Below are 21,661 nucleotides of genomic sequence, written 5' to 3'. Positions count from 1 at the left end.
TCGATCATACCGATAATCTAGTTTCTTCATATCGATTGAGTTTTCTAAATCACTATGTCAGGCTCGCCCGGTGACTGAAGTCCGGGCGCAACGGTTGGGTGCCAACTACTGGCGGCTGTGGACCTCGTCCGGCCTGGCCAACCTCGCCGACGGGATCTTCAAGATCGCACTGCCGCTGGTGGCGATCCAGTTCACCCGCTCGCCGGTGCTGATCGCTGGGGTGACGCTCGCGGTGACCCTGCCTTGGCTGCTGTTCGCGCTACCGGCTGGGGCACTGGTTGATCGACTGGACCGGCGCAAGGCAATGCTGGTTGCCGAGGTCATCCGTGCCACGATGCTCGGCCTGCTGATGCTCGCCATGGTGTTCGGGGTCGGTTCGATCTGGGCGCTGTTTGTGGTCGCGGTATGCGTCGGGAGCTGCGAGACGATCTATGACACCGCCGCGCAGTCGATCGTGCCGCAGATCGTCCAGCGCGATCAGCTGACCAGGGCCAACGGTCGGCTCTACGGTGCGGAACTGACGGCGAACGAGTTCATCGGGCCGCCGCTTGCCGGCGCGCTCGTCGCGGGTGGCGCGGTGCTTGCGTTCGGCGCCCCAGCAGGGTTGTGGTTTCTTGCCCTGCTGCCACTCGTGCTGGTTCGTGGTGACTATCGGGTGGCGCGTACGGCGCCAACCACGCTGCGGGCCGATATCCGGGCCGGCCTACGGTTTCTGATGGGCAACCGCGTGCTGCGCACCCTAGCGGTCATGGTCGGGGTGATGAATTTCGCGCGGCAGGCGATGATGGCCGTCTTCGTGCTCTACGCGGTGGGCGCGTCCTCCGCGATGGGACTGTCCGAAAGCGCCTTTGGCGCGTTGCTGACGGCGACGGCCGCTGGCGGTCTGGCCGGTTCCGGCTGCGCGGAGTGGCTGGAACGCCGGCTGGGCAGGGCGCGGACGCTGTTGTTCAGCGTGCTGCTTGGCGTGCCGATGGCGGCATTGCCGGCGATGACGGTGAATCCCTATCTGATCGGCGCCGGATTCTTCCTCGGCGGGGTCTGCGTCATTGTCTGGAACGTCGTCGTCGTGTCGTTGCGGCAGCGGATCACTCCCGACGGCATGCTCGGTAGGCTGAACAGCTGTTTCCGGTTGCTGGCCTGGGGAACCATGCCGCTCGGCGCCGCGACCGGCGGTGTCGTTGCCGAACTGCTTGGCCTGCGCGGAGTGTTTCTGTTCTCCGCGGCGCTCTCGTTGATCGTCGTGGTTGGCCTACTCGTGGTGACCGACCGGGCGATGGATGCCGCGGAACAAGCGGTTCACTCCGATGTGGACCATTCAAGGACATAGTGGTGTAGCCGGCTGGCCCCGGCGAGCATGGCTCTGGCCCGCTCGGTCAACCCCGCGCGACGTTGCCTGATCGCCGCGCGAAGTGCTTCGCTGCTACCCGTCTCGCGCAGCCCGTCGAGTACCGGTTTGATCATCGTGAGTGGGTAATGCCCCTGTCGCAGCAACTGGATCATCTGCGCGTCCCGGATATCGGACGGGCCGAAGGCGCGGTAGCTGGTGCCGGGCTGCCTGGTCGGGTCGAGTAGCCCGGCCGATTCCCATACCCGGAGTGCCGACGTGCGAACGCCAAGTAAGCGAGCCACCGCACCGATTCGCATGCCGGTTCCGGGCACGTTGGTGGTGTCCACCGGGCGTTCGGCCACGGCTTCGAGCGCTTCGTCAGTTGCCTGCAGCGCTTGACGTTGCTGGTGTAGCTCGGCATGGCCCGCGTCGATCAAGCGCAGCGCTTCGGCCAGCTTGCCGGCGTTGACCGCGTGCATGATCGCTTGCCCCGCCGCAAGGCCAAAACCGTCGACGAGCGCCTGGTAGGTGACCAGCGCCTGTTGGTGCTGGATGTCGAACTGGCGATAACCGGAGTCAGTTCGCGGGGTTGGCGGAAGGATGCCCGCATCCGCGAAGTTGCGGACCTGTTGCGTGGAGACGCCGGCTGCCCTGGCTAGGTCGATCGGGCGCAGTCGCCGACTCGTCATGCGTGGCTCCCATCTCGACGGGTTTACGTGGGCCTTTAAGGTTTTCTGGGCGCACCCCTGGTCGATAGCGGGTATTTCGGAAAAAGTCTAGACACGCAGTTCAATGAGATACTTGAAGCTATGGGACTTGATTGGAGATCGGTGCCTGCTGCCCGATTGCCGAGTTCCCGACGGTACGACCGGCCGGCCCGGAACCCACAACGGTTACCGAGGGCCATGGACAGTCAACGAGGAGCAAGTTTCGTGCAGCACACTGCCGCGGACAGCCACGGCTATATTCAGGTTCGGGGCGCCAGGGAGAACAACCTCACCGGCGTCTCGCTCGACATCCCGAAACGTCGGCTCACCGTATTCACCGGTGTTTCGGGTTCCGGCAAATCCTCGCTCGTATTCGACACGATCGCCGCGGAATCCCGCCGGCTGATCAATGAAACATATACCGCGTTCGTGCAGGGCTTCCTGCCAAGCCAGTCCCGGCCCGATGTGGACGCGCTCTACAACCTCAGCGCGGCGATCATCGTTGACCAGGAACGGATGGGCGTGAACCCACGGTCCACAGTGGGCACGGCGACCGACGCGCACACCATGTTGCGCATCCTGTTCAGCAGGGCCGCCGCGCCGTATGTCGGCCCGCCGTTCGCGTTCAGCTTCAACACCGCGGAAGGGATGTGCCCAGCATGCGAAGGGCTGGGCAAGGTCTCCGATATCGACGTGGCCGAGCTTGTTGACCTCGACCTCTCCCTGAACGAGGGCGCGATCAGGGCTCCAGGATACGGAGTGGACACTTTCTACTGGCAGATCTTCGTCGCTTCCGGATTCGTCGACCCGGACCGCAAGCTGCGCGACTACACCGAACAGGAGTGGGCGGACTTTCTGCACAAGCCTGCGGTCAAGGTCAATGTTGGGTCGAACAACCTGACCTATGAGGGGTTGGTTCCCAAGGTCCGCAGGCAGTATCTCGGCAAGGACCGGGATTCGCTACAGGCAGGCGCGCGAGCCTTTGCCGAACGGGCGATCGCGCTCGGCCGTTGCCCCGGTTGCGACGGAACGCGGCTGAACGAGGCCGCAAGGTCCGCGCTGGTGGAGGGGTACTCCATCACGGAGTGTTCGGCCATGCAGATCAGTGATCTCGCCGAGGTGGTGGCGAAGTTCGACCGCTCCTCGGTAGGGCCGGTACTCGACACGCTGAGGGAAACACTGGACTCACTTGTCCAGATCGGACTCGGCTACCTCAGCCTTGATCGGGAATCCGGCACGCTGTCCGGTGGTGAGGCGCAGCGGGTGCGGATGGTGCGACACCTGGGTTCCAGCCTCTCGGATGTGACCTATGTGTTCGACGAACCGACGGTTGGCCTGCATCCACACGATATCCAGCGGATGAACGATCTGCTGCGGCAGTTGCGGGACAAGGGCAACACGGTGCTTGTCGTGGAGCACAAGCCGGAGACGATCGAGATCGCCGATCACGTCGTCGACCTCGGGCCGGGTGCGGGCGCGGCCGGTGGTGAACTCTGCTACGAGGGCAGCGTGCCAGGACTGCGTACCTCCGGAACACTCACTGGCCGGTATCTCGATCACCGCGTGCGGCTGCGTGACCAGTTCCGCGCGCCAACCGGGCAGTTGTCCATCAGCGGTGCTGCGCTGCACAACTTGCGGGACGTCCACGTCGATATTCCGAAAGGCGTGCTGACCGTGGTAACCGGTGTGGCCGGTTCGGGCAAGAGTTCACTGATCCACGGTTCGTTGCCGGCAAGCGCCGGGGTGATCGTCGCCGACCAGTCCGCGATCCGTGGCTCCCGACGGAGCAATCCGGCTACCTATACCGGTTTGCTTGGTCCGATCAGATCCGAGTTCGCCAAGGCCAACGGGGTGAAGCCGGGACTGTTCAGCGCGAACTCGACCGGTGCCTGCCAGGGGTGTAAGGGAATCGGCCTGATCTACACGGACCTGGCCATGATGGCCGAGGTCGCCTCGGTATGCGAGGAATGCGATGGCAAGCGGTTCACCAGGGAGGTGCTTGCCTACCGGCTGCGTGGCAGGAACATCAGTGAAGTACTGGAAATGTCGGTGGCCGAGGCCGCCGAGGTGTTCACCACTGGGCAGGCGAAGGCGATTCTGGGCCGGTTGCGCGCGGTCGGGCTCGGTTATCTGGCACTTGGCCAGCCATTGACCACCCTGTCCGGTGGGGAACGGCAGCGGTTGAAACTTGCGATTCATATGGCCAAAACCGGGTCGACCTACGTACTGGACGAGCCGACGAGCGGGTTGCATCTGGCCGATGTGGACCAGTTGCTCGGCCTGTTGGACCAACTCGTCGACGACGGCAACACGGTGATCGTGATCGAACATCACCAGGCGGTGATGGCGCATGCCGACTGGATCATCGATATGGGGCCTGGCGCCGGCCACGACGGCGGGCAGGTGGTGTTCACCGGTACACCGGCGGAACTCGTCGAGTCGGGAACCTCGCTGACCGCCCGGCACCTGCGCGGCTACCTCGACCGCGACTAACCGTTTCGGGACCGGTGACCGCAAGATCCCTAAAGATTGCGGTCACCGGTTCGGTTGCGTGCAAACTCCAGACTGGGCATCAATGCGCCGGCGTGATATCTCCAAGGTATGGCGGATGTGGTGATTATCGGCGGCGGAAGCATCGGTAGCGCAACGGCATTGCAGCTGCTGCGCGCGCAGCCCGGCATTGACGTGGTGGTCCTTGAACCGGATCCCAGTTACACCAACGCGGCGAGCACCAGGGCGACCGGTGGCGTGCGACAACTGTTCACCCGACCGGAGAACATCCTGCTCTCGCGGTACACGCTGACCGTGATCGAGCAGTGGGCGCGGTTCGCGCGCGCCAGCGAGCGCGCGCCCGCACCGCCGGACCTTGGCTGGCGGCCGAACGGCTACCTGTTCATCGGCGAGCCCGCGACAACACCAGCGCTCGAGCGGAACTTTGCTACCCAGCGGGAACTCGGCGTAGCGGCGGCCTGGTTGGCGCCGGACGAGCTGGCCGCGCGTTACCCATACCTGTACACCGACGACCTTGGCCCGGCGATCCTGTCCGAGCGGGACGGCTGGCTGGACCCGAACGCCTTTCTACACGGTATGCGCAACGCCGCGCGCGGGCTGGGCGCCGACTACCGCACCGAGCGAGCGGTCGAGGTCACCATGAAGGGCGCGGTCGCGACCGGGGTCGAGCTCGGTTCCGGCGCGTGGTTGCCAGCCGATGCGGTGGTGAACGCGGCGGGAGTCGCCGCCCCGAAGTTTGCCGCCCAGGCCGGGATGCCGGTTCCGGTGGAGCCGATGCCCCGGTTCGAGCACTACGTCGAGGTACCGGGTGACTTTCGCACGATGCCGTTCATCAAGGACCCTGCGGGGCTCGCGGTGCGCCCGGAGGGAGCAGGGCTCTCCGCTGGCCTGGTGAACTTCGAGCGAGCCGCCAGTTCCGCTCTGCCACATGAACCGGAGTACTTCGAGAACGTCGTCTGGCCGGCACTCGCGCACCGAATACCTACATTGGACAGACTGCGGCTGAAGTCCACCTGGGCCGGTCACTACGACCAGAACCGGCTGGACGGGAATATGATCATCGGCAACCAGCCCGGTCGAGTGGACAACTTCTACCTGGCAACGGGCTTTTCCGGGCATGGTCTGATGCATGCACCTGGAGTGGGCCGGGCGCTGGCCGAGCTCATCGTGCACGGCGAGTACCGGACCATCGACCTCGCGCGGCTCGGTTATCAGCGCGTACTGGACAACGCCGGTTACCCGGAACTCGGCGTCCGGTGAGTTCGCCTAAGTCGTGCCGTATTCCGCTCGGTAAAGATCGCGCAGCAGGGCGATCTCGGCGCCATGATGCATGACTTCCCGATTGAGATGCAGCACGAGTGTCGCATATGGATACTCTGACCACGGTCCCTCGGCTTGGCCGACCGGCTTCCCCAAACCGGCGTCGTCCAGGGTGCGCACTCCGTCCCGCCACCAGCTGTAGTTGGTTTCCAGCATGTCGACGGCTTCCGCCGCGCTTGCCGGCCAGTTCGCCGTCTGAAGGGTCAGCGAGCCGTCCCCGAAATGCGCGCTGGCCCTGATCCCGAACACCTGCACGGCGATATGCGCCAGCCGCCAGGCGATCGTGGTAACCGGTGGCGGCTCGGGGACCGGGAACTTCCAGTCGATCAGATACGTGCCGTCCGGCTGCGCACGGATACTCCAGCAGTCGGCTACCGGCTCCCAGAAGTACTCCGCATCGGTGAGCCCGGCCAGCCTTGGCCACAAGCTGTGTTCCCAGTAGAAGTCGAGTTGGCTCAGCAGTTCGTCTCGCCAGTTCATCCTGGTGCGCTCCGTAGGTTCGCTCGTGTTCACGGGTTCCGCCAAGAACGCTAACCGGAATGCCAGACAGGGCTGTGTCGGCGATTCGAACCCGTTCGACTGATCGTCAGGATTCCTGCTGCTGTTGCAGCTCCCGCGTAGCTGCCTGCAACGCGCCCGTCGCCTGGCGGAAGAAGTCGAAAACGGCGGCACGGTGTTCGGTGGGAAGACTGCTGAGCAGATCGTCCATCCGTTTCCCGACCGGGGTGAACAGGCTGGCCGAAGCGCCGCCAAGGGTGTCTTCGGCGGCCTGGTCGACGATGTGCAGCAGAACCTTTCGGCGATCGGTCGAATCCGGGATCCGCTCCACCAGTCCGGCGCGCACCAGGCGATCGACCAGTTTGGTGACCGCGCCGGTAGTCAGTCCGGTGCGGGTGGCGATCTCGCCCGCGGTGACCTGGCCACTGAGTTCGAGCACGTTGAGCACATAGAGATCGGTCGGTCGCAGCCCCGCCGTATCCGCGGTGACCTGCGCATTCAGTGTCACGGCCGTGAAGAACTCACGGAACGTGTGGTGCTCGGCGGTGCTGAGCTGCCACCGGTTCACGTCGACTGGCTCGCTTGACATCGCTTGAATTTTTCCTTCCAATAGGAAGATGCTTCTAGGTGGAAGATAATTTTAGCTGACGAGTAGAGCGTAAGGGCGGATATATATGACGGTTACCCGTATCTGGTCCATGGCCGAAGGGTTTGGGCAGGTCAGCAACCTACTTGGGGTGGGTGATCCGAACGTGCACAAGATCGGGGACCAGTGGTGGATGTTCCTCGGCGGCTTCCAGGACACCTTCAAGAACAACGTGTTCAGTGCCTGCCTGCCGCCTGGTGCACCGTTGAGCAGCACGGCCTGGGCGTTCCATACGGATGCGTCCGATCCCCGGCGTGCCATGAGCCTGATCCCGCAACCCGGCGAGGACTGCTGGGATGGGGCCGGGCTGCACACCCCACGCTACGTCACCGGTTTCGACGCCTCCGGTAATGCCGTGGAGCGGATCTACTACTCGGGCAGGGGTAGTGCCGAGGTCATCGGGAACACAGGGACGCGGTATGCGATCGGCATGCTGGAGCGCTCCGACGGCGCGTGGCATCGCAGGGCGGAGCCAGTGTTCGGCGGGACGGAGCAGCATCCATTCGCCGTCGAGCCGACCGTGCATTACGCGGAGGGAAAATGGCGGATGTGGTACAACGCGGCACCCACCCCGGGCCCTGGGGAGCAGCCACGGTTTCGCATCAAGTACACCGAGAGCCGCGATGGCGAGACCGGCTGGAGTGCGCCGGTTGACTTCTTCGCTGGTCGCGAATCCTATTTCGACACTTCGATAGTCCAGGGTGCATACGGCTACGAACTTGTCGCATCCGCGGGTGGTAACCATTTCGGCACCGAGCCGTTTCCGGAACAGGGATTGTGGTGGTACGAGGCAAAAGAAGCGGCCGGTGACCGGTCGTACTGGAGTGCCGAGCCAGTCAAGATCCTCGAGGTGTCCGGCGACGTCGAATGGTATGCCAACGGGGTATTCGGACCAAGCATTCAGTACGGCGACACGGAGGCGGACCGGGACACGATGTACGTGTTCTTCACCGGCACATACCAGCCCGACAGCCCACCGTTTCCCGCGCCGTTCTTCTTCGCTGTGGGCAGGGCGATGCTTGCCCGGCCAGCCTGACGTCAGTTCGCGGGTTTGGCTTGCCGGACGGGGACATTAGCGGTGTACTGGCTCCGATCTGTTGCGAAGTCACCCGGGACAGACAATTAGGAGGACCGCCTTGTCCGGCACGATCCCGGCTATCGCGCGCGGTATTCGATCGTCGATAGCCCGCGTGGTGCTCCTCGCCGCAGCCGTCGGCTTGGTGCTGACCGCATGTGGCGCGCCAGCCACGCTACTGACCGATGAGCAGCTGCAGGCCGAGCTACGGAGCGAGGCCGGCGGCGATCTCGACAGAGTGCGGGAGTGGCCGATACTGCTGCAGCGTGCTGGCGGTGAGCTGGAGAGAACCGCGCTGTATGTCGTGCGCAAGCCAGATGGCAGCGAGGTTCTCATCGATCAGGCGGGTGAGCGCTACGACGTCGATATCGATGACTTCCGGGCGTACAACGGTCTGTACGGCTCGGACGACACGCTAACGCTGTCCCAACAGCTCGAGGACCCCGAAGCCGAGTTCGACACGATCACGGTGTCCGGGAGCATCACGCCACCATGGGTGTGGTGGGCCGCGGGTGGAGCCGGTGTTCTCCTCCTCGGCGGGGGCGCCGGCTGGTTCCTCTGGTGGCGTGCGCGTCGCCGCGCCGACCGGGAGTTCGACGACGCCCTGCGCAACGAGCAGTGGTGATCCCGGACGCGGCACGAGCCCGGGAAACTCCGCCAGTCGCCGCGCTAACCTTAAAGAACGCGGTCACACGTGGTCAGCGTCAATCAGTACGCCAGCCGGCCGCTGATATGGCACGATCGGACAGGTGACAAGCAAGCCGGAGGTGCCGCAGCAGCTGCGTGACCTCGCATTGTTGCGCCGCGTTCGGGACCGGATTGATCGGGAGTACGCGAAGCCGCTCAACGTGACCGCGCTGGCCCGCGGGGTGCATATGTCCGCTGGCCACCTCAGCCGGCAGTTCAAGCTGGCCTACGGGGAGTCGCCGTACAGCTACCTGATGACGCGGCGGATCGAGCGTGCCATGGCCCTGCTGCGACGTGGCGGGCTCAGTGTCACGGAGGTGTGCTTCACGGTTGGCTGCTCCTCGCTCGGCACCTTCAGCACCCGGTTCACCGAGCTGGTTGGCGTGTCACCCAGCGTGTACCAGCGGCAGGCGGCGGAGGCCGCGCAACTGCCACCGTGCGTACTGAAGAAGGTGACCAGACCGATCAGGAATCGAGAAGCGCCGGCCCTCGAGCTCACCTAACGTGGCCGATATGGACATCAAAATCTACGCGAGCTTCCTGCCACATGCCGACCCGGACGCCTCACTGGCCTTCTATCGCGACACCCTCGGTTTCGAGGTGCGCGGCGACGTCGGGCAGGGCGAGATGCGCTGGATCACGGTTGGACCGGTGGGGCAGCCGGAGACGTCGATCGTGCTCGAGCCACCAGCCGTGCCTGGTAGCGGGATCACCGACGAGGAGCAGCGGACCATCACCGAGATGATGGCCAAGGGCACCTACTCCGGGGTCAACCTGGCCACCGGCGACCTGGACGGTGTCTTCGCGCGTCTGCAGGCCGCAACCGACGCCGAGATCATCCAGGAACCCACCGACCAGCCATGGGGTGTTCGGGACTGCGCGGTACGCGATCCCGCGGGCAACATGATCCGGATCCAGGAGCTGGGCTGAGCGGGCCGACGATCGCATGAGCGAGGACCATGATGCTCTCACTCGACACCATCAGGCTTGGCGTACCCGAGGTGGCGGACGCGCAACGGTTCTATGCCGACACGTTCGTGCCCGCCGACGTGGTCGCCGTGCACGGAGCCGAGGAACTTGCCGCCGACGCCGCCACGAAGCCCGCGACATCGGGCTTTCGCGGTTATGTCATGTCCTATGTTGTCAGTCAGCCAAGCGAAGTGAGATTCGTGCTCGACGCCGCGGTCCGCGCCGGCGCGACGGTACTCAAGCCGGCGAAGAAGTCCCTTTTCGGTGCGTTCTCGGCGGTGTACCAGGCACCGGACGGCGCGATCTGGAAGCTGTCCGCTCCCACCAAAAAGGACACCGGTCCGGCCGCCGAGCCGCCTGCGCCGACCGAGACGGCAGCGCTACTCGGGGTCGCTGAGCCAAAAGCGACCAAGGAGTTCTACACCGCTCTGGGCATGACGGCGGACAGGGACTACGGCAACAAGTACATCGACTTCCGGCCGACTCCGGGAACCGCCAGGTTGGCGCTGATGACCCGCCCGGTGCTGGCCAAGGACGTGGGCGTGGCCGCCGATGGCTCCGGGTTCTCCTCGGTGGTTCTCGGTGCGCGAGCCGAATCGCCGGAGAGTGTGGAGGCCATCCTGGCAGCCGCGGCGAGCGCGGGTGGCCGTGTCGTGAATCCTGCCGTCGAGACCGAGCAGGGCGGCTACGCTGGGTCTTTCGCGGACCCGGACGGGTTCGTCTGGCAGATCGCCTACGAGTGAACCGGTGAATGGACGGAGACGGGATGGGTAAGGCCGCCAGCAAGACCGCCAGGAAGGCACCGGAGCCCAAGAAAGCGCCGGAATCCAAGAAGGCACAGCCGGCAGAGCAGCATGCAGCCGACAGCCACGATCTGATTCGAGTGCACGGCGCGCGGGAGAACAACCTCAAGGACGTCAGCGTCGAGTTGCCCAAGCGGCGGCTGACCGTCTTCACTGGGATATCCGGTTCGGGAAAGAGCTCGCTGGTGTTCTCCACCATCGCGGCCGAGTCGCAGCGGATGATCAATGAAACCTACAGCGCCTTCGTGCAGGGTTTCCTGCCGACGCTGCCCCGGCCCGAGGTAGACGTGCTTGACGGGCTGACTACCGCGATCATCGTGGACCAGGAGCGAATCGGCGGAGACCCACGGTCCACGGTCGGCACCATCACCGACACGGGGGTGCTGCTGCGTGTGCTGTTCAGCCGGCTGGGCAAACCACATGTTGGTTCACCGCAGGCTTTCTCGTTCAATGTGGCCTCGATCAGCGGCGCTGGCGCGGTCACCTTCGAACGCGGTGGCCGCAACATCAGGGAACGTCGCGAGTTCAGCCTCGTCGGTGGTATGTGCCCGCGCTGCGAAGGCATGGGACGAGTGTCCGATTTCGACCTGTCCGCGCTTTACGACGAGAGCAAATCGCTCAACGACGGTGCACTGCTGATTCCCAACTACACGGGGGACAGCTGGTACGGCACCATCTTCCGGCAGTCCGGTTTCCACGACCCGGACAAGCCGATCCGCAAGTACACCAAGCGCGAACTGAACGATCTGCTGTACAAGGAGCAGACCAGGATCAAGGTGCAAGGCGTCAACGTCTGGTACGAGGGGCTGATCCCGCGCATCCAGAAGTCGATGCTCTCCAAGGATCGCGACGCGCTGCAACCGCATATTCGCGCCTTTGTGGACCGCGCGATCACCTTTGACACCTGCCCGGACTGTGCGGGTACCCGGCTCAGTGAGACGGCAAGATCGTCCAAGATCGACGGGATCAATATCGCCGAAGCGAACGCGATGCAGCTCAGCGATCTCGCCGAATGGGTGCGGGCACGCCCGGAGTCCACCGGAACGGTCGCCCCACTGCTCGAGAAGCTGGCCCAGACACTCGACTTCTTCGTCGAGATCGGACTCGGTTACCTCTCGCTCGACCGGCCGTCGAGCACGCTTTCCGGTGGCGAGGCACAGCGCACCAAGATGATCCGGCATCTGGGCTCCTCGCTGACCGACACCACCTATGTTTTCGATGAACCGACCACCGGTCTGCATCCGCATGACGTTCAGCGGATGAACGATCTGCTGTTGCGGTTGCGGGACAAGGGAAACACGGTGCTGGTGGTCGAGCACGAACCGGACGTGATCGAGATCGCCGACCATATCGTCGACCTCGGCCCCGGTGCGGGTACCGACGGCGGCACTGTGTGCTTCGAGGGCACCGTCGAGGGATTGCGCGCCAGCGAAACCATGACCGGACGCCACCTCGACGACCGGACGGCGGTGAAGGACGAGGTGCGCGAGCGTACTGGCGCGCTGGAGATTCGCGGTGCCAGTACGCACAACCTGCGGGATGTCGACGTCGACGTTCCGCTTGGCGTGCTGTGCGTGGTAACCGGCGTTGCCGGTTCGGGCAAGAGCTCACTGATGCACGGTTCGGTTGCCGGGCTCGATGAGGTCATCGCGGTGGACCAGACACCGATTCGCGGTTCGCGACGCAGCAACCCGGCAACCTACACCGGACTGCTCGACCCGATCCGCAAGGCGTTCGCGAAGGCCGGCGGGGTGAAACCAGGACTGTTCAGCGCGAACTCGGATGGGGCGTGTCCTGGCTGTAACGGTGTCGGCGTGCTCTACACCGATCTGGCGATGATGGCCGGCGCCTCGGTTACTTGCGAGGAGTGCGACGGTAAACGGTTCCAGCCTTCGGTGCTGGAATACACGTTTGGTGGCAAGAACATCAGCGAGGTACTTGCGATGTCCGTGGCCGAAGCGGCGGAGTTCTTCGGCGAAGGCGAGGCACGGATACCCGCGGCGCACAAGATCCTGGAGCGGATGGACCAGGTTGGGCTCGGTTATCTCCGGCTCGGCCAGCCGCTCACCACGTTGTCCGGCGGAGAGCGGCAGCGGCTCAAGTTGGCCACGCATATGGGCGACAAGGGCGGCGTTTACATCCTGGACGAGCCAACAACGGGGCTGCACCTCGCGGATGTCGAGCAGTTGCTCGGGCTGCTCGATCGGTTGGTGGACGCGGGTAAATCGGTGATCGTCATCGAACACCACCAGGCGGTGATGGCACATGCCGACTGGATCATCGACATCGGGCCGGGCGCGGGTCATGAGGGTGGGCAGGTCATCTTCGAGGGAACGCCCGCGACGTTGGTGGCCGACCGCGGCACGCTGACCGGTCAGCATCTGGCCGCTTACGTCGCTGGCTGAGCGGAAATTCGGCTGCGCGGCGGCTGCCCGTCCGGCAGGCTACCGGCGTGGGCATGGCCGAGGTTGGCGCGCGGTTGTCGAGCCGGTTCGGGCCTGGCGTCGAGGATTGGCTCGCGGAGGTCCCCTCGGTCGCCGCGCGGCTGGCCGACCGGTGGGACCTGGCGCTCGGTGAGCTATTCGACAGTGGCGCTTCGGCCGTCGTACAGCGCTGCCACTGGCCGGACGGGACACCGGCGGTGCTCAAGTTCAGCCCCGATCGAGCGCTGCTGGCCAGGCAGGTTGAGATGTTGCGGGTATTCGCGCCGTCCGGCCGCGTGCCGGCCGTACGTGCCGCCGATCCGGCCGTGGGAGCGGTGGTGCTGGACGAGATCCTGCCCGGTACCGCGGCCGAGGATCTGCCCATGGCAGCGTTGCCGGGGTTGTGGGCGGAGCTGCTTGCCGCGCTGCACGCCGTGCCCGCGCCAGAGAACTGGCCATGGGATCTGCGCGGTCGGTGTACCGAATCCTTCGACCGGATCGGCCGAAGGCTGGCCGAACCGGCCATCGCCGCGCGGATCGGTCGGGACAGCTGGCAGCGCGCGATCCGGCGTTGTAGGACGCTGCTGGACACTCAGACCGAACCCGTACTGTTGCACGGCGATCTGCACCTGGGTAACGCATTGGATGGCGGTCCAGGCAGGGGACTGATCGCGATCGATCCCAAGGCGTGTCTTGGCGATCCGTGTTTTGACGCGGTCGACTACGTCGTGGCCGGCGCTGGCGAGGAAGGTGTCGCGACGCGCTGCCAGCTGGTGGCAACCGCATGTGGACTCGACGGCGACCGGCTGTATGCCTGGAGTCGGGTGATCGCACCGATGCTGGTTATCGCCCACCTGACGTACGGCGGCCCGGAGGCCGCCATCGAGGAACTACTCGCGCTGGCTCGTTGAGCCAACCAGACCGTGTTCTGGAGATCTTGCGGGCTGGCCATAGCCAAACGGCCTGGCAAGGCGGAGACTTGCTGGGTGAGCTACGAGAAGGATCCACGCGTCGACGACTACATCGACAGGTTGCCAGGCTGGCAACAAGTGATCTGCGATCAGGTGCGCGATATCGTGCACGCGGCCGACTCCGAGGTCGCCGAAACGATCAAACGGACGGTCCAGCCGTACTTCGTGCTGAACGGCAACATCTGTGCGCTACTCGCCGCCAAGGACCACGTGAACGTGTTCCTCTACGACGGCGGCATCGTCGCTGACCCAGCGGGCATCATCACGGGCGGGCAGCAGAACAAGACCGGCCGGATGATCTCTTACTACGAGGGCGATCCGATCAACGTGCCCGCGCTGTCCCGGTATCTCAAAGAGATCATCGCGAACAACCGGGCGGGTGGTTGGCGCAAGATCAAGGCCGAGCAGGGACTGTGACGCGCTGGCTCATTGACCCGTGAGCCGCAGGACGACTTTGCCGGCGAGATCCGGGGCGGCAAGTCGGGCAGCGGCCTGCTCTGCTTCGGTGATGTCGAATGTGGATTCCACGACGGCACGCACGCCGTGTTCGGCCGTCAGCATCGGGAGGTCCTGGCGGATACGGGCGACGAGTTCGTGTAGTTCTTGAGCTTGCCGGCCACGAAACGTGGTACCCAGCAACTGGAGGCGCTTCGCCGCGAGCAGTTCGAGATCGATAGTGGCCTGCTCGCCGGCCAGCCGGCCAATCTGGACGATTCGGGCCCGGTAGGCGGTATACCTGAGCAGTTCGGCAAGCCCCGGCCCGCCGACGTGATCGAGCACTACGTCCATCGCCTCGGCGGGTGCGCATGTGCGGGTCCGCGTGTCGAGGACTGCGGTCGCGCCCAATGACCGCAGTAGGCTGGCTTTCGCCGTGGACCGCGTCGTCCCGACGATCGACGACGCGCCGAAGACGCGCGCGAGCTGGATTCCGACAAGCCCGACTCCACTCGAAGCGCCAGTGATCAATACGTTCTCGTTCGGTGCCAGTGTGGCGACGTTGCGCAGCGCGTCGAACTCGGTGAGCAACGCGCTGGGCAGGCCGGCCGCTTGCGGCCAGCTCAGGTGCTCGGGAACGGGGAGCGTGAGCCGGTGATCGACCGCGACCACGTCGGCACATGCCCCGCCGGTCTGGGCCATCACCCGGTCGCCAGGCCGAAGTGCCACGACCTCGGGCCCTGCCGCGCGAACGCGACCGGCCATCTCGAAGCCGACGCGATTAACGGGAACGTCCCAATCGTCGCTGGTGGGCAGGTAACCACCGGTTCGCATGAGTAGATCCGCGCGGTTCAACCCGGCGGCAACGACGTCGACTAGTACATCGGCGGGGCCAAAGGCCGGCTCGGGCACCTCGGTGAGGCGCCACGTGGCGGGGTTACCGCCGCAGATGAGGGCACGCACAGCGCGATTATCGTCTAGTGGTCGCCTGGTTGCGGGTGAATTCCAGGAGGACTTGGGCGGTTCTGGCCGGATCTTCGAGGTTCGGCGAGTGTCCGAGGTCAGGGAGCAGTTCGACGGTGCCGCCGGCAACCTCGCGATATTCGGCTGCGGAGGCGACGTTCCAGCGGCGATCTTCCGCGCCGAAGATGGCCAGCAGTGGCTTGCCGAGGTTCCGCAGCCGTTCGGGCAGTGCCTGTTCGTCCAGGTAGTCGCGGACCGCCTGCGAGGTAGCGGCGAACACCCGGAGGTTCATCGCACGAACCTGATCGAGGAACGGCTGCGGAATCCGATACCCAGGTGCGAACGCGGAACTGGCGATGTGGCGAAGTTGTTCGTCGGAGAGATTCGGCCATTGCGCCGGATCGATGGCCGCGTTCTCGCCGAGATAGGCCGCCATCCTGGGGCCGGTGTTGACCAGCGCCAGGGCGCTCACCAGATCAGGTCGATGCTCGGCGACGGCCGCTGCCACCACTCCACCGCTGGAATGGCCGACCACGACGGCTCGCTCGACCCCCAGCTGAGAAAGCGCCGCGCTCGCCCGGTTGGCCTGATCCGGAACGGTATAGCTTGCGTCAGCTGGTTCTGCTGACCGGCCGCAGCCAAGCAGGTCGATCCGGATGACCCGATGTGATTCGGCCAGCAGCGGAACCATCGGTGTCCAGGTGCGGGCCGACGCCGCCGTGCCGTGGATGAGCAGCAGCGCCGGCGCGTACCTGGGACCGTCCAGATAGACCTGGATCTCGCCGTCAGCCAGGCGCAGGGTTAGCTCCGTAGCGGCCGATTCCTCGTAGGAAGCATGCATGGCCCTATGTTCCTCGCTCGCCCGCGCCGTGGCTTGGAAGAATGTTACCGACGGCCAGTAGCGCGGGTCAGGAATCAGCGGCCCGTGGTCCAGGGCCGATCTCGCGGGCGACGGTGTAGGTCGGGGTCGCGCTGACCCGGGCTTGCGCCTTACCGGCAAGACCGTCCATCGCCGCCTGGATAGCCGCCATCCTGCCCTCGGTATCGGACGTCGCCACGAAGTTGCGGTAGTCCGCCTCGCTTGCCCAGTGCACGATGTTGTAGACGCGTGTTCCGTCGGTGCTCACGTGGAACCGTGCCGATACATAGCCCGGGTAGTCGCGGACCCATTGTTCCTGGATCTTGGCGAAGGCGGCTACCAGCGCCTGCTGGGTTTCCTGGCCGTCGGTAGCGTGCTCGATGATCGAGTAGAAACCGGTGTCCGTGCTCATGTTGGCTCCCTTGTCAAGTGGCCTCGGTGTCGGACACCAATATCCAACCTCGACCTTTCTTGAGGTCAATGACGCTGTGGCCGAGCTCGCCGCAAGGCGCGAAAACCGAGTGCGTGGGGAAGGGTCAGCCAGTACGGTTCCGTCATGACCGCGGCTGAGTTCGTACCCGTTGACTTCGATCCGCCGACCTCGCTCGTCACCGACCAGTTCCGACTCGAACCGCTTGGACCACAACACAATTCGGCCGATCATGCCGCCTGGATGTCGAGCATCGAGCACATTCGCGCCACTCCCGGGTATCCCGATGGCAACTGGCCGCCGCTGGATGGCATGACACTCGAGGCGAATCTCGCCGATCTGCATCGGCACGCCGACGATTTCGCGCGGCGCGTCGGGTTCACCTTCACGGTCCTCGATCCAACCGGGAGCGACGTGATCGGTTGTGTGTATCTGTATCCGTCGGCTTCCGAGCAATGGGATGTCGAGGTGCAGTCCTGGGTGCGGGTCGACAGGTCCAGTTTGGATGGGCCACTCGCCGACGCCGTCGCGCGCTGGCTCGCGGCGGAGTGGCCATGGCAGCGGGTGGACCGCTTCGGTCGTTAAAGTCCGCTGGCTTCGAGCCGGAACTCGAGCAGTTGGCGTTCCTCGGTCAGCGTGGTCACCGTGTCGAGGATCAGTCCGTGTGCGAGGCCGAGCGTGCGAAACTCGTCGAGCTCGCGTTCCCGGCCGCCGCAGATCACCAGCATGGCCAGGTCCATCTCGCTGGTCGAGCGTTGCCTGCCGACCGCTTCGACGACGAGGATCCGACCGGTCGGGTGCGCTGCGGCGACACAACGGGCCAGGATCCGGTGCGCGTGTTCGTCATCCCAGTCGTGCAGGATGTCGAACAACAGATAGGCGTCGGCCCCTGCCGGAAGCGGATCGAAGAAGCTGCCCGCCGTGACGTCGGTTCGGTCGTCCAAACCATGCGCGCTGAAGGTGCGGCTGGCATCGGCCGCGGTGGGCGCGAGATCCACGAGGTGACCGTGCATCTCCGGGTGGGCGGTCAGGATGGCGGCGAGCAGGGTGCCCTGGCCGCCGCTGACGTCGACAATGTTGGCGAACCGGGACCAGTCGAAGGCGGCGACGATCCGCGGGACCTGGTGTTGGAACCGTAGGGTCATCTGCTGGTCGAACGACTCGCGCAGCCGCGGCTGTTCGGCAAGGTCGGCCCAGAAGTCCTTGCCGTAGCGGCGTGGATACGCCGCTTGGCCGGTGGTGATGCTGTGCGCGAGTTCGACGAAGGCCAGTTCGGCCCGGCCGGCGGCGGAATCCAACCGGAGCAGCATGTTGGTGAAGCCATTGCCCGCATCGGCGCGGAGGTTCGCGCCGAACTCGGTGGTTCGGTAGCCAGCCGTGGTTTGTTGCATGACATCAAGGCTCGCCAGATGGGCGAGTAGTAGATCGAGCGCGGCAGAGTCCACGAAATAGCGCTGTGGCAAGCCAGTCAAGCGGATTCGACGCAACTGACTTGACGTATGCCCATATGGGAATATGATTGCGGGCATGGCACGGGCAGCGACAACGTCGGACGTCTTCAACGCGATCGCCGAGCCGCAGCGCAGGGACATCCTGGTGTTGCTGCGGGCGGGCGAGCGGCCGGTGACCGAGCTGGCCAACGAGTTGGGGATGACTCAGCCGCGCGCGTCCAAGCACCTGCGGGTGCTCAAGGAGGTTGGGCTGGTGCGGGATCGCACGGCAGGTAAGCAGCGCCTGTACGGCTTGGAGGCCAGCGGGCTGCGGCCGGTCCACGAGTGGACAGGTGGGTTCGCGCGGTTCTGGAACGAGAGCTTCGACCGGCTGGACGCGTACGTGCAGGACTTGAAACAGGCGAGGCAGGAGGAGTAGCTGATGAGTACGACAACCGAGCGCGAGATCGTCATTTCCCGGGATATCGACGCCCCGCCGGAGCTGGTGTTCGAGGCGTTCACCGAGGTCCGGCATCTGTCGCAATGGTGGGGGCCGGAGGGGTTCAGCACAACCACGCGTTCCTTCGAGTTCCGCGTAGGCGCCGTGTGGGACTTCAAGATGCACGGGCCGGACGGGACGGACTATCCAGAGTGGATCACCTGGACCGAGATCACCCCACCGAGCCGGATCGCGCTGCTACACGGTGAGTATCGCGACGACCCGAACGCCTTCGAGTCGATCCTGACCTTCGAGGCCGACGGCGCGGCTACCCGGATCGAAATGCGCACGGTGTTCCCCAGCAAGGAGATGCGCGACAACGCGGTGGAGAAGTACCACGCGATCGAGGGCGGTAAGCAGACCCTGAACGGTCTTGCCGCCTACGTCGCCGAGCTGGCTTCGAACCGCGTTCTTTAGGGTTATCGGGGTGGTTGGACCTCGTAGCTGAGGTCCTTGGCGGTGATGGACGTCGGGGATAGCCGTAGCCAGGCGATATCCGTGGGGTCCTCGGTCAGCCGCCGGAAGCGCTGGTCCCACTGACTAACGTTTTCGCCGAGGTAACGTGCGAGTTTGCGGTAGCCGCGCGGCACGTCGAACGGCAGGATCTCAGCTTGGCCACGGGCGATGACCTGCCGCACGGTTCCGGTAGCGAGGTCGCATTCGTCCACCACCATGGCGATAACGGGGTCGGTTCGCACTCGCTTCGGTAGCACGGACCAGGGGCCGGTAATGGTCCAGAACGCGTTGTCTTCCCACAGGAACCAGGCCGGCCGGATGGTTGGTCCGTTGGTGGCGATCCGCGCGGTCAGTGGTCGCGCCAGGAACGGATCAATATCGAAATCACGGTCGGTCACGTTGCGGGGCGCCCTTCGCTTCCGGGTATTCAGCCAGGTCTGGCTGCCCCGGCAGCCTGCAATCTCCACCAAGGTTGAGGTCAACCCTGGCGGTGGTAGCTGAGACTGTTGTCACGCATTTCCTCCGGGGGCGCTACGCAGTCGGATAGGCAGTTGACCGCAAGATCCCTAAAGATTGCGGTTGCGCGGGGGTATGATCGCGAGCTGTGTTGCGGAAGACGCTGGTGTTTCTCCTGCCATTTGGGTTGGCCGCATGGGGCGAGTTCGTGCACTGGCGGGCCAGTCGTGCTCAGGTGCGCGACCGGCTGCCCGCCAGTTCCGAGGCGGTGGTCGTACTCGGATATCGGGATACCGGCACTGTGCGGGCCAATGTGCTGAACCGGTGGCGGGTACGGGCAGCGCTGCGTTCGATCGATGCCAACCTGGCCAGCTCGGTTCTGGTTTGCTCCGGTGGAAGCGGTGCGGCTTCGGTACCCGAGGCGGCACTGCTTGCGCGTTACGCGGTAACAGAATGCGGCTTCACCGGAACGGTGCTGCACGAGGACCAGTCGCGAAGTACCTGGCAGAACATCGAGAACGTCATCCCGTTGATCGAGCAGGTGGATCAGATCAAGATCGTGTCGAATCCGCTGCATGCCCAGAAAGGCCGCCTCTACCTGCGTCACCAGCGCCCGGACCTTGCCGAGCGCCTGGTACGCGCCGCCGATTACCGGCTCGGCGAGGCGTGGCCGGTCAAACCGTTCTTCGCGCTGTACGGTCTGCGCGACCTGGCCCGCTGCCGGCGGAACCTCGCCGGGAAATGACGTCTCAGCTCGCGGTAGCTGGCCGAGGATCGGTGGACAGGATGGCCATGGTGATCGCGTCCTGCCACTGGCCATTCCAGTGCAAGGCTTCTCGCTGCACGCCCTCGCGGGTGAATCCACAGTTCTCGTAGACGCGTTGCGCGCGGGGGTTGAAGTCGTAGACCTCCAGGTGGACGCGGTGCAGACCAGCGACGTCGAAGGCGTAGTCCAGGACCAGCTGGGTCGCTTCGGTGCCGTAGCCGCGGCCGAACACCTCCGGGCCGACGAGCGAGATCCGGAAACTCACCGAGGCGTTGTACTCGTCGAGTTCATTGAGGACCACCTCGCCGAGAACCGTGTTGTCATCGCGGCGCAGGATTGCCCAGTCAGCGCGGTCGTCGTGGTCCTGCCGGGTCGCGAGCCATCGGCGGACCCCGTCCTCGGTGAATTGTTGGTGCGTACCGGTCAGGCGGGCGCCTTCCGGATCGGCGAGCATCCGCCAGATGCCCTCGAAATGCTGGCTGCCCAAGGGTTCCAGCCTGACCTTGGGTCCAGTCAGGATCGGTTGGTTACCGAAGACGTCGGAACTGATCACTGGCCAAACCTACTAGCTGGTGGCCAGCAGGACGTCTTCGCCGCTCGATGGGCGCAGACCGTCGGATCGTCCAGCGAAGTAGCGTTCGCCCAGTGCGGCTCCAGCCACATGCCCGACCTCACGGAAGCCCGTTTCGCGCGCCATCGCCAGCATCTCCTGCGGGGTGTAGAAACTGACGAAGGGTGTTCCCGAAGCCTGCGCGCCTTTCGCGCTCGTCTCGAGTCCGGCGCGGTCCGTGTCGTCCAGAAGTTCCGCGGGCAGGAGAAACGTCATGGCGAGCGTCGAGCCAGTGGCGAGTCCGGCGATCTGGCGCAGCATGGCCGCCGTGGCCTCCTTCGTGAGGTACATGGTCACGCCGGTCGATGCGATAACCGCGGGCCGGTTCGGCTCGAAACCCGCGGCGACCAGCTGTTCCCACCACGACTGCCCCGCCTCGAAATCGACCGGCACCAGCCGCAGCCAGTCGGGAATCGGGTAGCCGAGCTCGACCAACCGGCGGCGCTTCCACGCCTGGGTTTCGGGCTGCTCGATCTCGAACACCCGAAGCCGAGCGCCGATCTCCGGCCTGCGCTGCGTGAAGGTGTCCAGACCTGCCCCGAGGATGACGTACTGGTCGACACCGCGTGTGGCCTGCTCGGTGACCAGGTCCTCGATGAAGCGTGCCCGGGCCACGATGGCCGCGCGGAACCTGCTGGTGGCGTCCGGGTCCATATCCGGGCGTTGCCGCCAGCCCTCGTCCGGTGCCACGAGCCGCAGGCCGACTTGGTCCTCGAACACATGCGGGGGCGCATCGACGTCGACGTGCAGCGCGCGCCAGAGCGCGACGCGCACGGCCGTGTTGTCGGGTTCCTCGGCCAGTCGGTCAGTCACGGCGATT

The 21,661-nt window shown here is 65.1% G+C and carries 25 protein-coding genes; 15 read left to right on the top strand and 10 right to left on the bottom strand.

Features of this window, described 5'->3' with window-relative positions:
* Positions 1 to 70 precede the first annotated feature (70 nt).
* Positions 71 to 1,327: an MFS transporter gene (locus tag EV191_RS00480; RefSeq protein WP_207894356.1), complete on the top strand. Its 1,257-nt coding sequence runs from the start codon at positions 71 to 73 to the stop codon at positions 1,325 to 1,327.
* On the opposite strand, the gene EV191_RS00475 is transcribed toward EV191_RS00480, so the two are convergent.
* Positions 1,297 to 2,016, bottom strand: coding sequence for a MerR family transcriptional regulator (locus tag EV191_RS00475; protein WP_132874805.1), 720 nt, complete (start codon positions 2,014 to 2,016; stop codon positions 1,297 to 1,299). The two genes, EV191_RS00480 and EV191_RS00475, sit on opposite strands and share 31 nt — an antisense overlap.
* A 216-nt stretch (positions 2,017 to 2,232) precedes the next feature.
* On the opposite strand from EV191_RS00475, the gene EV191_RS00470 reads away from it, so the two are divergent.
* Positions 2,233 to 4,527 carry an ATP-binding cassette domain-containing protein gene (locus EV191_RS00470; protein WP_132874804.1) on the top strand — a complete coding sequence of 765 codons (2,295 nt, stop codon included), beginning with the start codon at positions 2,233 to 2,235 and terminating at the stop codon, positions 4,525 to 4,527.
* 108 nt (positions 4,528 to 4,635) lie between these two features.
* Entirely contained in the window at positions 4,636 to 5,805 is a 1,170-nt protein-coding gene (locus EV191_RS00465) for an NAD(P)/FAD-dependent oxidoreductase (protein WP_132874803.1), read from the top strand.
* A 6-nt stretch (positions 5,806 to 5,811) separates the two neighbouring features.
* On the opposite strand, the gene EV191_RS00460 is transcribed toward EV191_RS00465, so the two are convergent.
* Complete coding sequence (locus EV191_RS00460) at positions 5,812 to 6,345, bottom strand: DinB family protein (protein ID WP_132874802.1); 534 nt, start codon at positions 6,343 to 6,345, stop codon at positions 5,812 to 5,814.
* A gap of 106 nt (positions 6,346 to 6,451) precedes the next feature.
* On the bottom strand, positions 6,452 to 6,952 hold the full coding sequence (locus EV191_RS00455) for a MarR family winged helix-turn-helix transcriptional regulator (RefSeq protein ID WP_132874801.1): 501 nt from the start codon (positions 6,950 to 6,952) through the stop codon (positions 6,452 to 6,454).
* An 85-nt stretch (positions 6,953 to 7,037) separates the two neighbouring features.
* Between EV191_RS00455 and EV191_RS00450 the strand changes: the two genes are divergently transcribed.
* From EV191_RS00450 to EV191_RS00415, 8 genes are all read left to right on the top strand, one after another.
* Complete coding sequence (locus EV191_RS00450) at positions 7,038 to 8,045, top strand: hypothetical protein (protein ID WP_132874800.1); 1,008 nt, start codon at positions 7,038 to 7,040, stop codon at positions 8,043 to 8,045.
* A 100-nt stretch (positions 8,046 to 8,145) separates the two neighbouring features.
* Positions 8,146 to 8,709 (top strand): hypothetical protein, encoded by a 564-nt coding sequence (locus EV191_RS00445; protein WP_132874799.1) that lies wholly within the window; start codon positions 8,146 to 8,148, stop codon positions 8,707 to 8,709.
* 124 nt (positions 8,710 to 8,833) lie between these two features.
* Entirely contained in the window at positions 8,834 to 9,274 is a 441-nt protein-coding gene (locus EV191_RS00440; protein WP_132874798.1) for a helix-turn-helix transcriptional regulator, read from the top strand.
* 10 nt (positions 9,275 to 9,284) lie between these two features.
* Positions 9,285 to 9,701 (top strand): VOC family protein, encoded by a 417-nt coding sequence (locus tag EV191_RS00435; protein ID WP_132874797.1) that lies wholly within the window; start codon positions 9,285 to 9,287, stop codon positions 9,699 to 9,701.
* Positions 9,702 to 9,730: 29 nt separating this feature from the next.
* Positions 9,731 to 10,483, top strand: coding sequence for a VOC family protein (locus EV191_RS00430; RefSeq protein ID WP_132874796.1), 753 nt, complete (start codon positions 9,731 to 9,733; stop codon positions 10,481 to 10,483).
* Positions 10,484 to 10,506: 23 nt separating this feature from the next.
* Entirely contained in the window at positions 10,507 to 12,948 is a 2,442-nt protein-coding gene (locus tag EV191_RS00425) for an ATP-binding cassette domain-containing protein (RefSeq protein ID WP_132874795.1), read from the top strand.
* A 53-nt stretch (positions 12,949 to 13,001) separates the two neighbouring features.
* A complete protein-coding gene (locus tag EV191_RS00420; RefSeq protein ID WP_132876038.1) occupies positions 13,002 to 13,877 on the top strand; it encodes an aminoglycoside phosphotransferase family protein in 876 nt (291 codons plus the stop codon).
* A 75-nt stretch (positions 13,878 to 13,952) separates the two neighbouring features.
* Positions 13,953 to 14,354, top strand: a complete 402-nt coding sequence (locus tag EV191_RS00415; RefSeq protein ID WP_132874794.1) for a DUF1801 domain-containing protein — start codon at positions 13,953 to 13,955, stop codon at positions 14,352 to 14,354.
* 9 nt (positions 14,355 to 14,363) lie between these two features.
* Here EV191_RS00415 and EV191_RS00410 read toward each other — a convergent pair whose 3' ends face one another.
* The 3 genes from EV191_RS00410 to EV191_RS00400 all read right to left on the bottom strand — a co-directional run bounded on the left by EV191_RS00410 (position 14,364) and on the right by EV191_RS00400 (position 16,606).
* On the bottom strand, positions 14,364 to 15,335 hold the full coding sequence (locus EV191_RS00410; protein WP_132874793.1) for a zinc-binding dehydrogenase: 972 nt from the start codon (positions 15,333 to 15,335) through the stop codon (positions 14,364 to 14,366).
* A gap of 7 nt (positions 15,336 to 15,342) precedes the next feature.
* Positions 15,343 to 16,176 carry an alpha/beta fold hydrolase gene (locus tag EV191_RS00405; RefSeq protein ID WP_132874792.1) on the bottom strand — a complete coding sequence of 278 codons (834 nt, stop codon included), beginning with the start codon at positions 16,174 to 16,176 and terminating at the stop codon, positions 15,343 to 15,345.
* Between the two features lie 67 nt (positions 16,177 to 16,243).
* Positions 16,244 to 16,606 carry an antibiotic biosynthesis monooxygenase family protein gene (locus tag EV191_RS00400; protein WP_132874791.1) on the bottom strand — a complete coding sequence of 121 codons (363 nt, stop codon included), beginning with the start codon at positions 16,604 to 16,606 and terminating at the stop codon, positions 16,244 to 16,246.
* 144 nt (positions 16,607 to 16,750) lie between these two features.
* Between EV191_RS00400 and EV191_RS00395 the strand changes: the two genes are divergently transcribed.
* A complete protein-coding gene (locus EV191_RS00395; protein ID WP_132874790.1) occupies positions 16,751 to 17,209 on the top strand; it encodes a GNAT family N-acetyltransferase in 459 nt (152 codons plus the stop codon).
* Here the strand turns inward: EV191_RS00395 and EV191_RS00390 are convergent.
* Positions 17,206 to 18,096 (bottom strand): methyltransferase, encoded by an 891-nt coding sequence (locus EV191_RS00390; RefSeq protein WP_243658666.1) that lies wholly within the window; start codon positions 18,094 to 18,096, stop codon positions 17,206 to 17,208. The genes EV191_RS00395 and EV191_RS00390 overlap by 4 nt on opposite strands.
* A gap of 55 nt (positions 18,097 to 18,151) precedes the next feature.
* Here EV191_RS00390 and EV191_RS00385 point away from each other — a divergent pair, with 55 nt between their 5' ends.
* Both EV191_RS00385 and EV191_RS00380 read left to right on the top strand, forming a co-directional pair.
* A complete protein-coding gene (locus EV191_RS00385; protein ID WP_132874788.1) occupies positions 18,152 to 18,493 on the top strand; it encodes an ArsR/SmtB family transcription factor in 342 nt (113 codons plus the stop codon).
* 3 nt (positions 18,494 to 18,496) lie between these two features.
* Entirely contained in the window at positions 18,497 to 18,970 is a 474-nt protein-coding gene (locus EV191_RS00380; protein WP_132874787.1) for an SRPBCC family protein, read from the top strand.
* Positions 18,971 to 18,972: 2 nt separating this feature from the next.
* On the opposite strand, the gene EV191_RS00375 is transcribed toward EV191_RS00380, so the two are convergent.
* Positions 18,973 to 19,407 (bottom strand): pyridoxamine 5'-phosphate oxidase family protein, encoded by a 435-nt coding sequence (locus EV191_RS00375; protein WP_132874786.1) that lies wholly within the window; start codon positions 19,405 to 19,407, stop codon positions 18,973 to 18,975.
* Between the two features lie 206 nt (positions 19,408 to 19,613).
* Between EV191_RS00375 and EV191_RS00370 the strand changes: the two genes are divergently transcribed.
* Positions 19,614 to 20,210, top strand: a complete 597-nt coding sequence (locus EV191_RS00370; protein ID WP_132874785.1) for a YdcF family protein — start codon at positions 19,614 to 19,616, stop codon at positions 20,208 to 20,210.
* 4 nt (positions 20,211 to 20,214) lie between these two features.
* Here EV191_RS00370 and EV191_RS00365 read toward each other — a convergent pair whose 3' ends face one another.
* The gene (locus tag EV191_RS00365; protein ID WP_132874784.1) at positions 20,215 to 20,784 is read right to left on the bottom strand and encodes a GNAT family N-acetyltransferase; all 570 of its coding nucleotides are present in this window, start codon (positions 20,782 to 20,784) and stop codon (positions 20,215 to 20,217) included.
* Between the two features lie 12 nt (positions 20,785 to 20,796).
* Complete coding sequence (locus tag EV191_RS00360; RefSeq protein ID WP_424565429.1) at positions 20,797 to 21,660, bottom strand: class I SAM-dependent methyltransferase; 864 nt, start codon at positions 21,658 to 21,660, stop codon at positions 20,797 to 20,799.
* Between the last annotated feature and the right edge of the window lies 1 nt (position 21,661).

The organism is Tamaricihabitans halophyticus, assembly GCF_004340875.1.
GTDB lineage: Bacteria > Actinomycetota > Actinomycetes > Mycobacteriales > Pseudonocardiaceae > Tamaricihabitans > Tamaricihabitans halophyticus.
The sequence above is the reverse complement of the archived record's forward strand: the minus strand, read 5'-3'. Positions and strand labels throughout refer to the sequence as shown.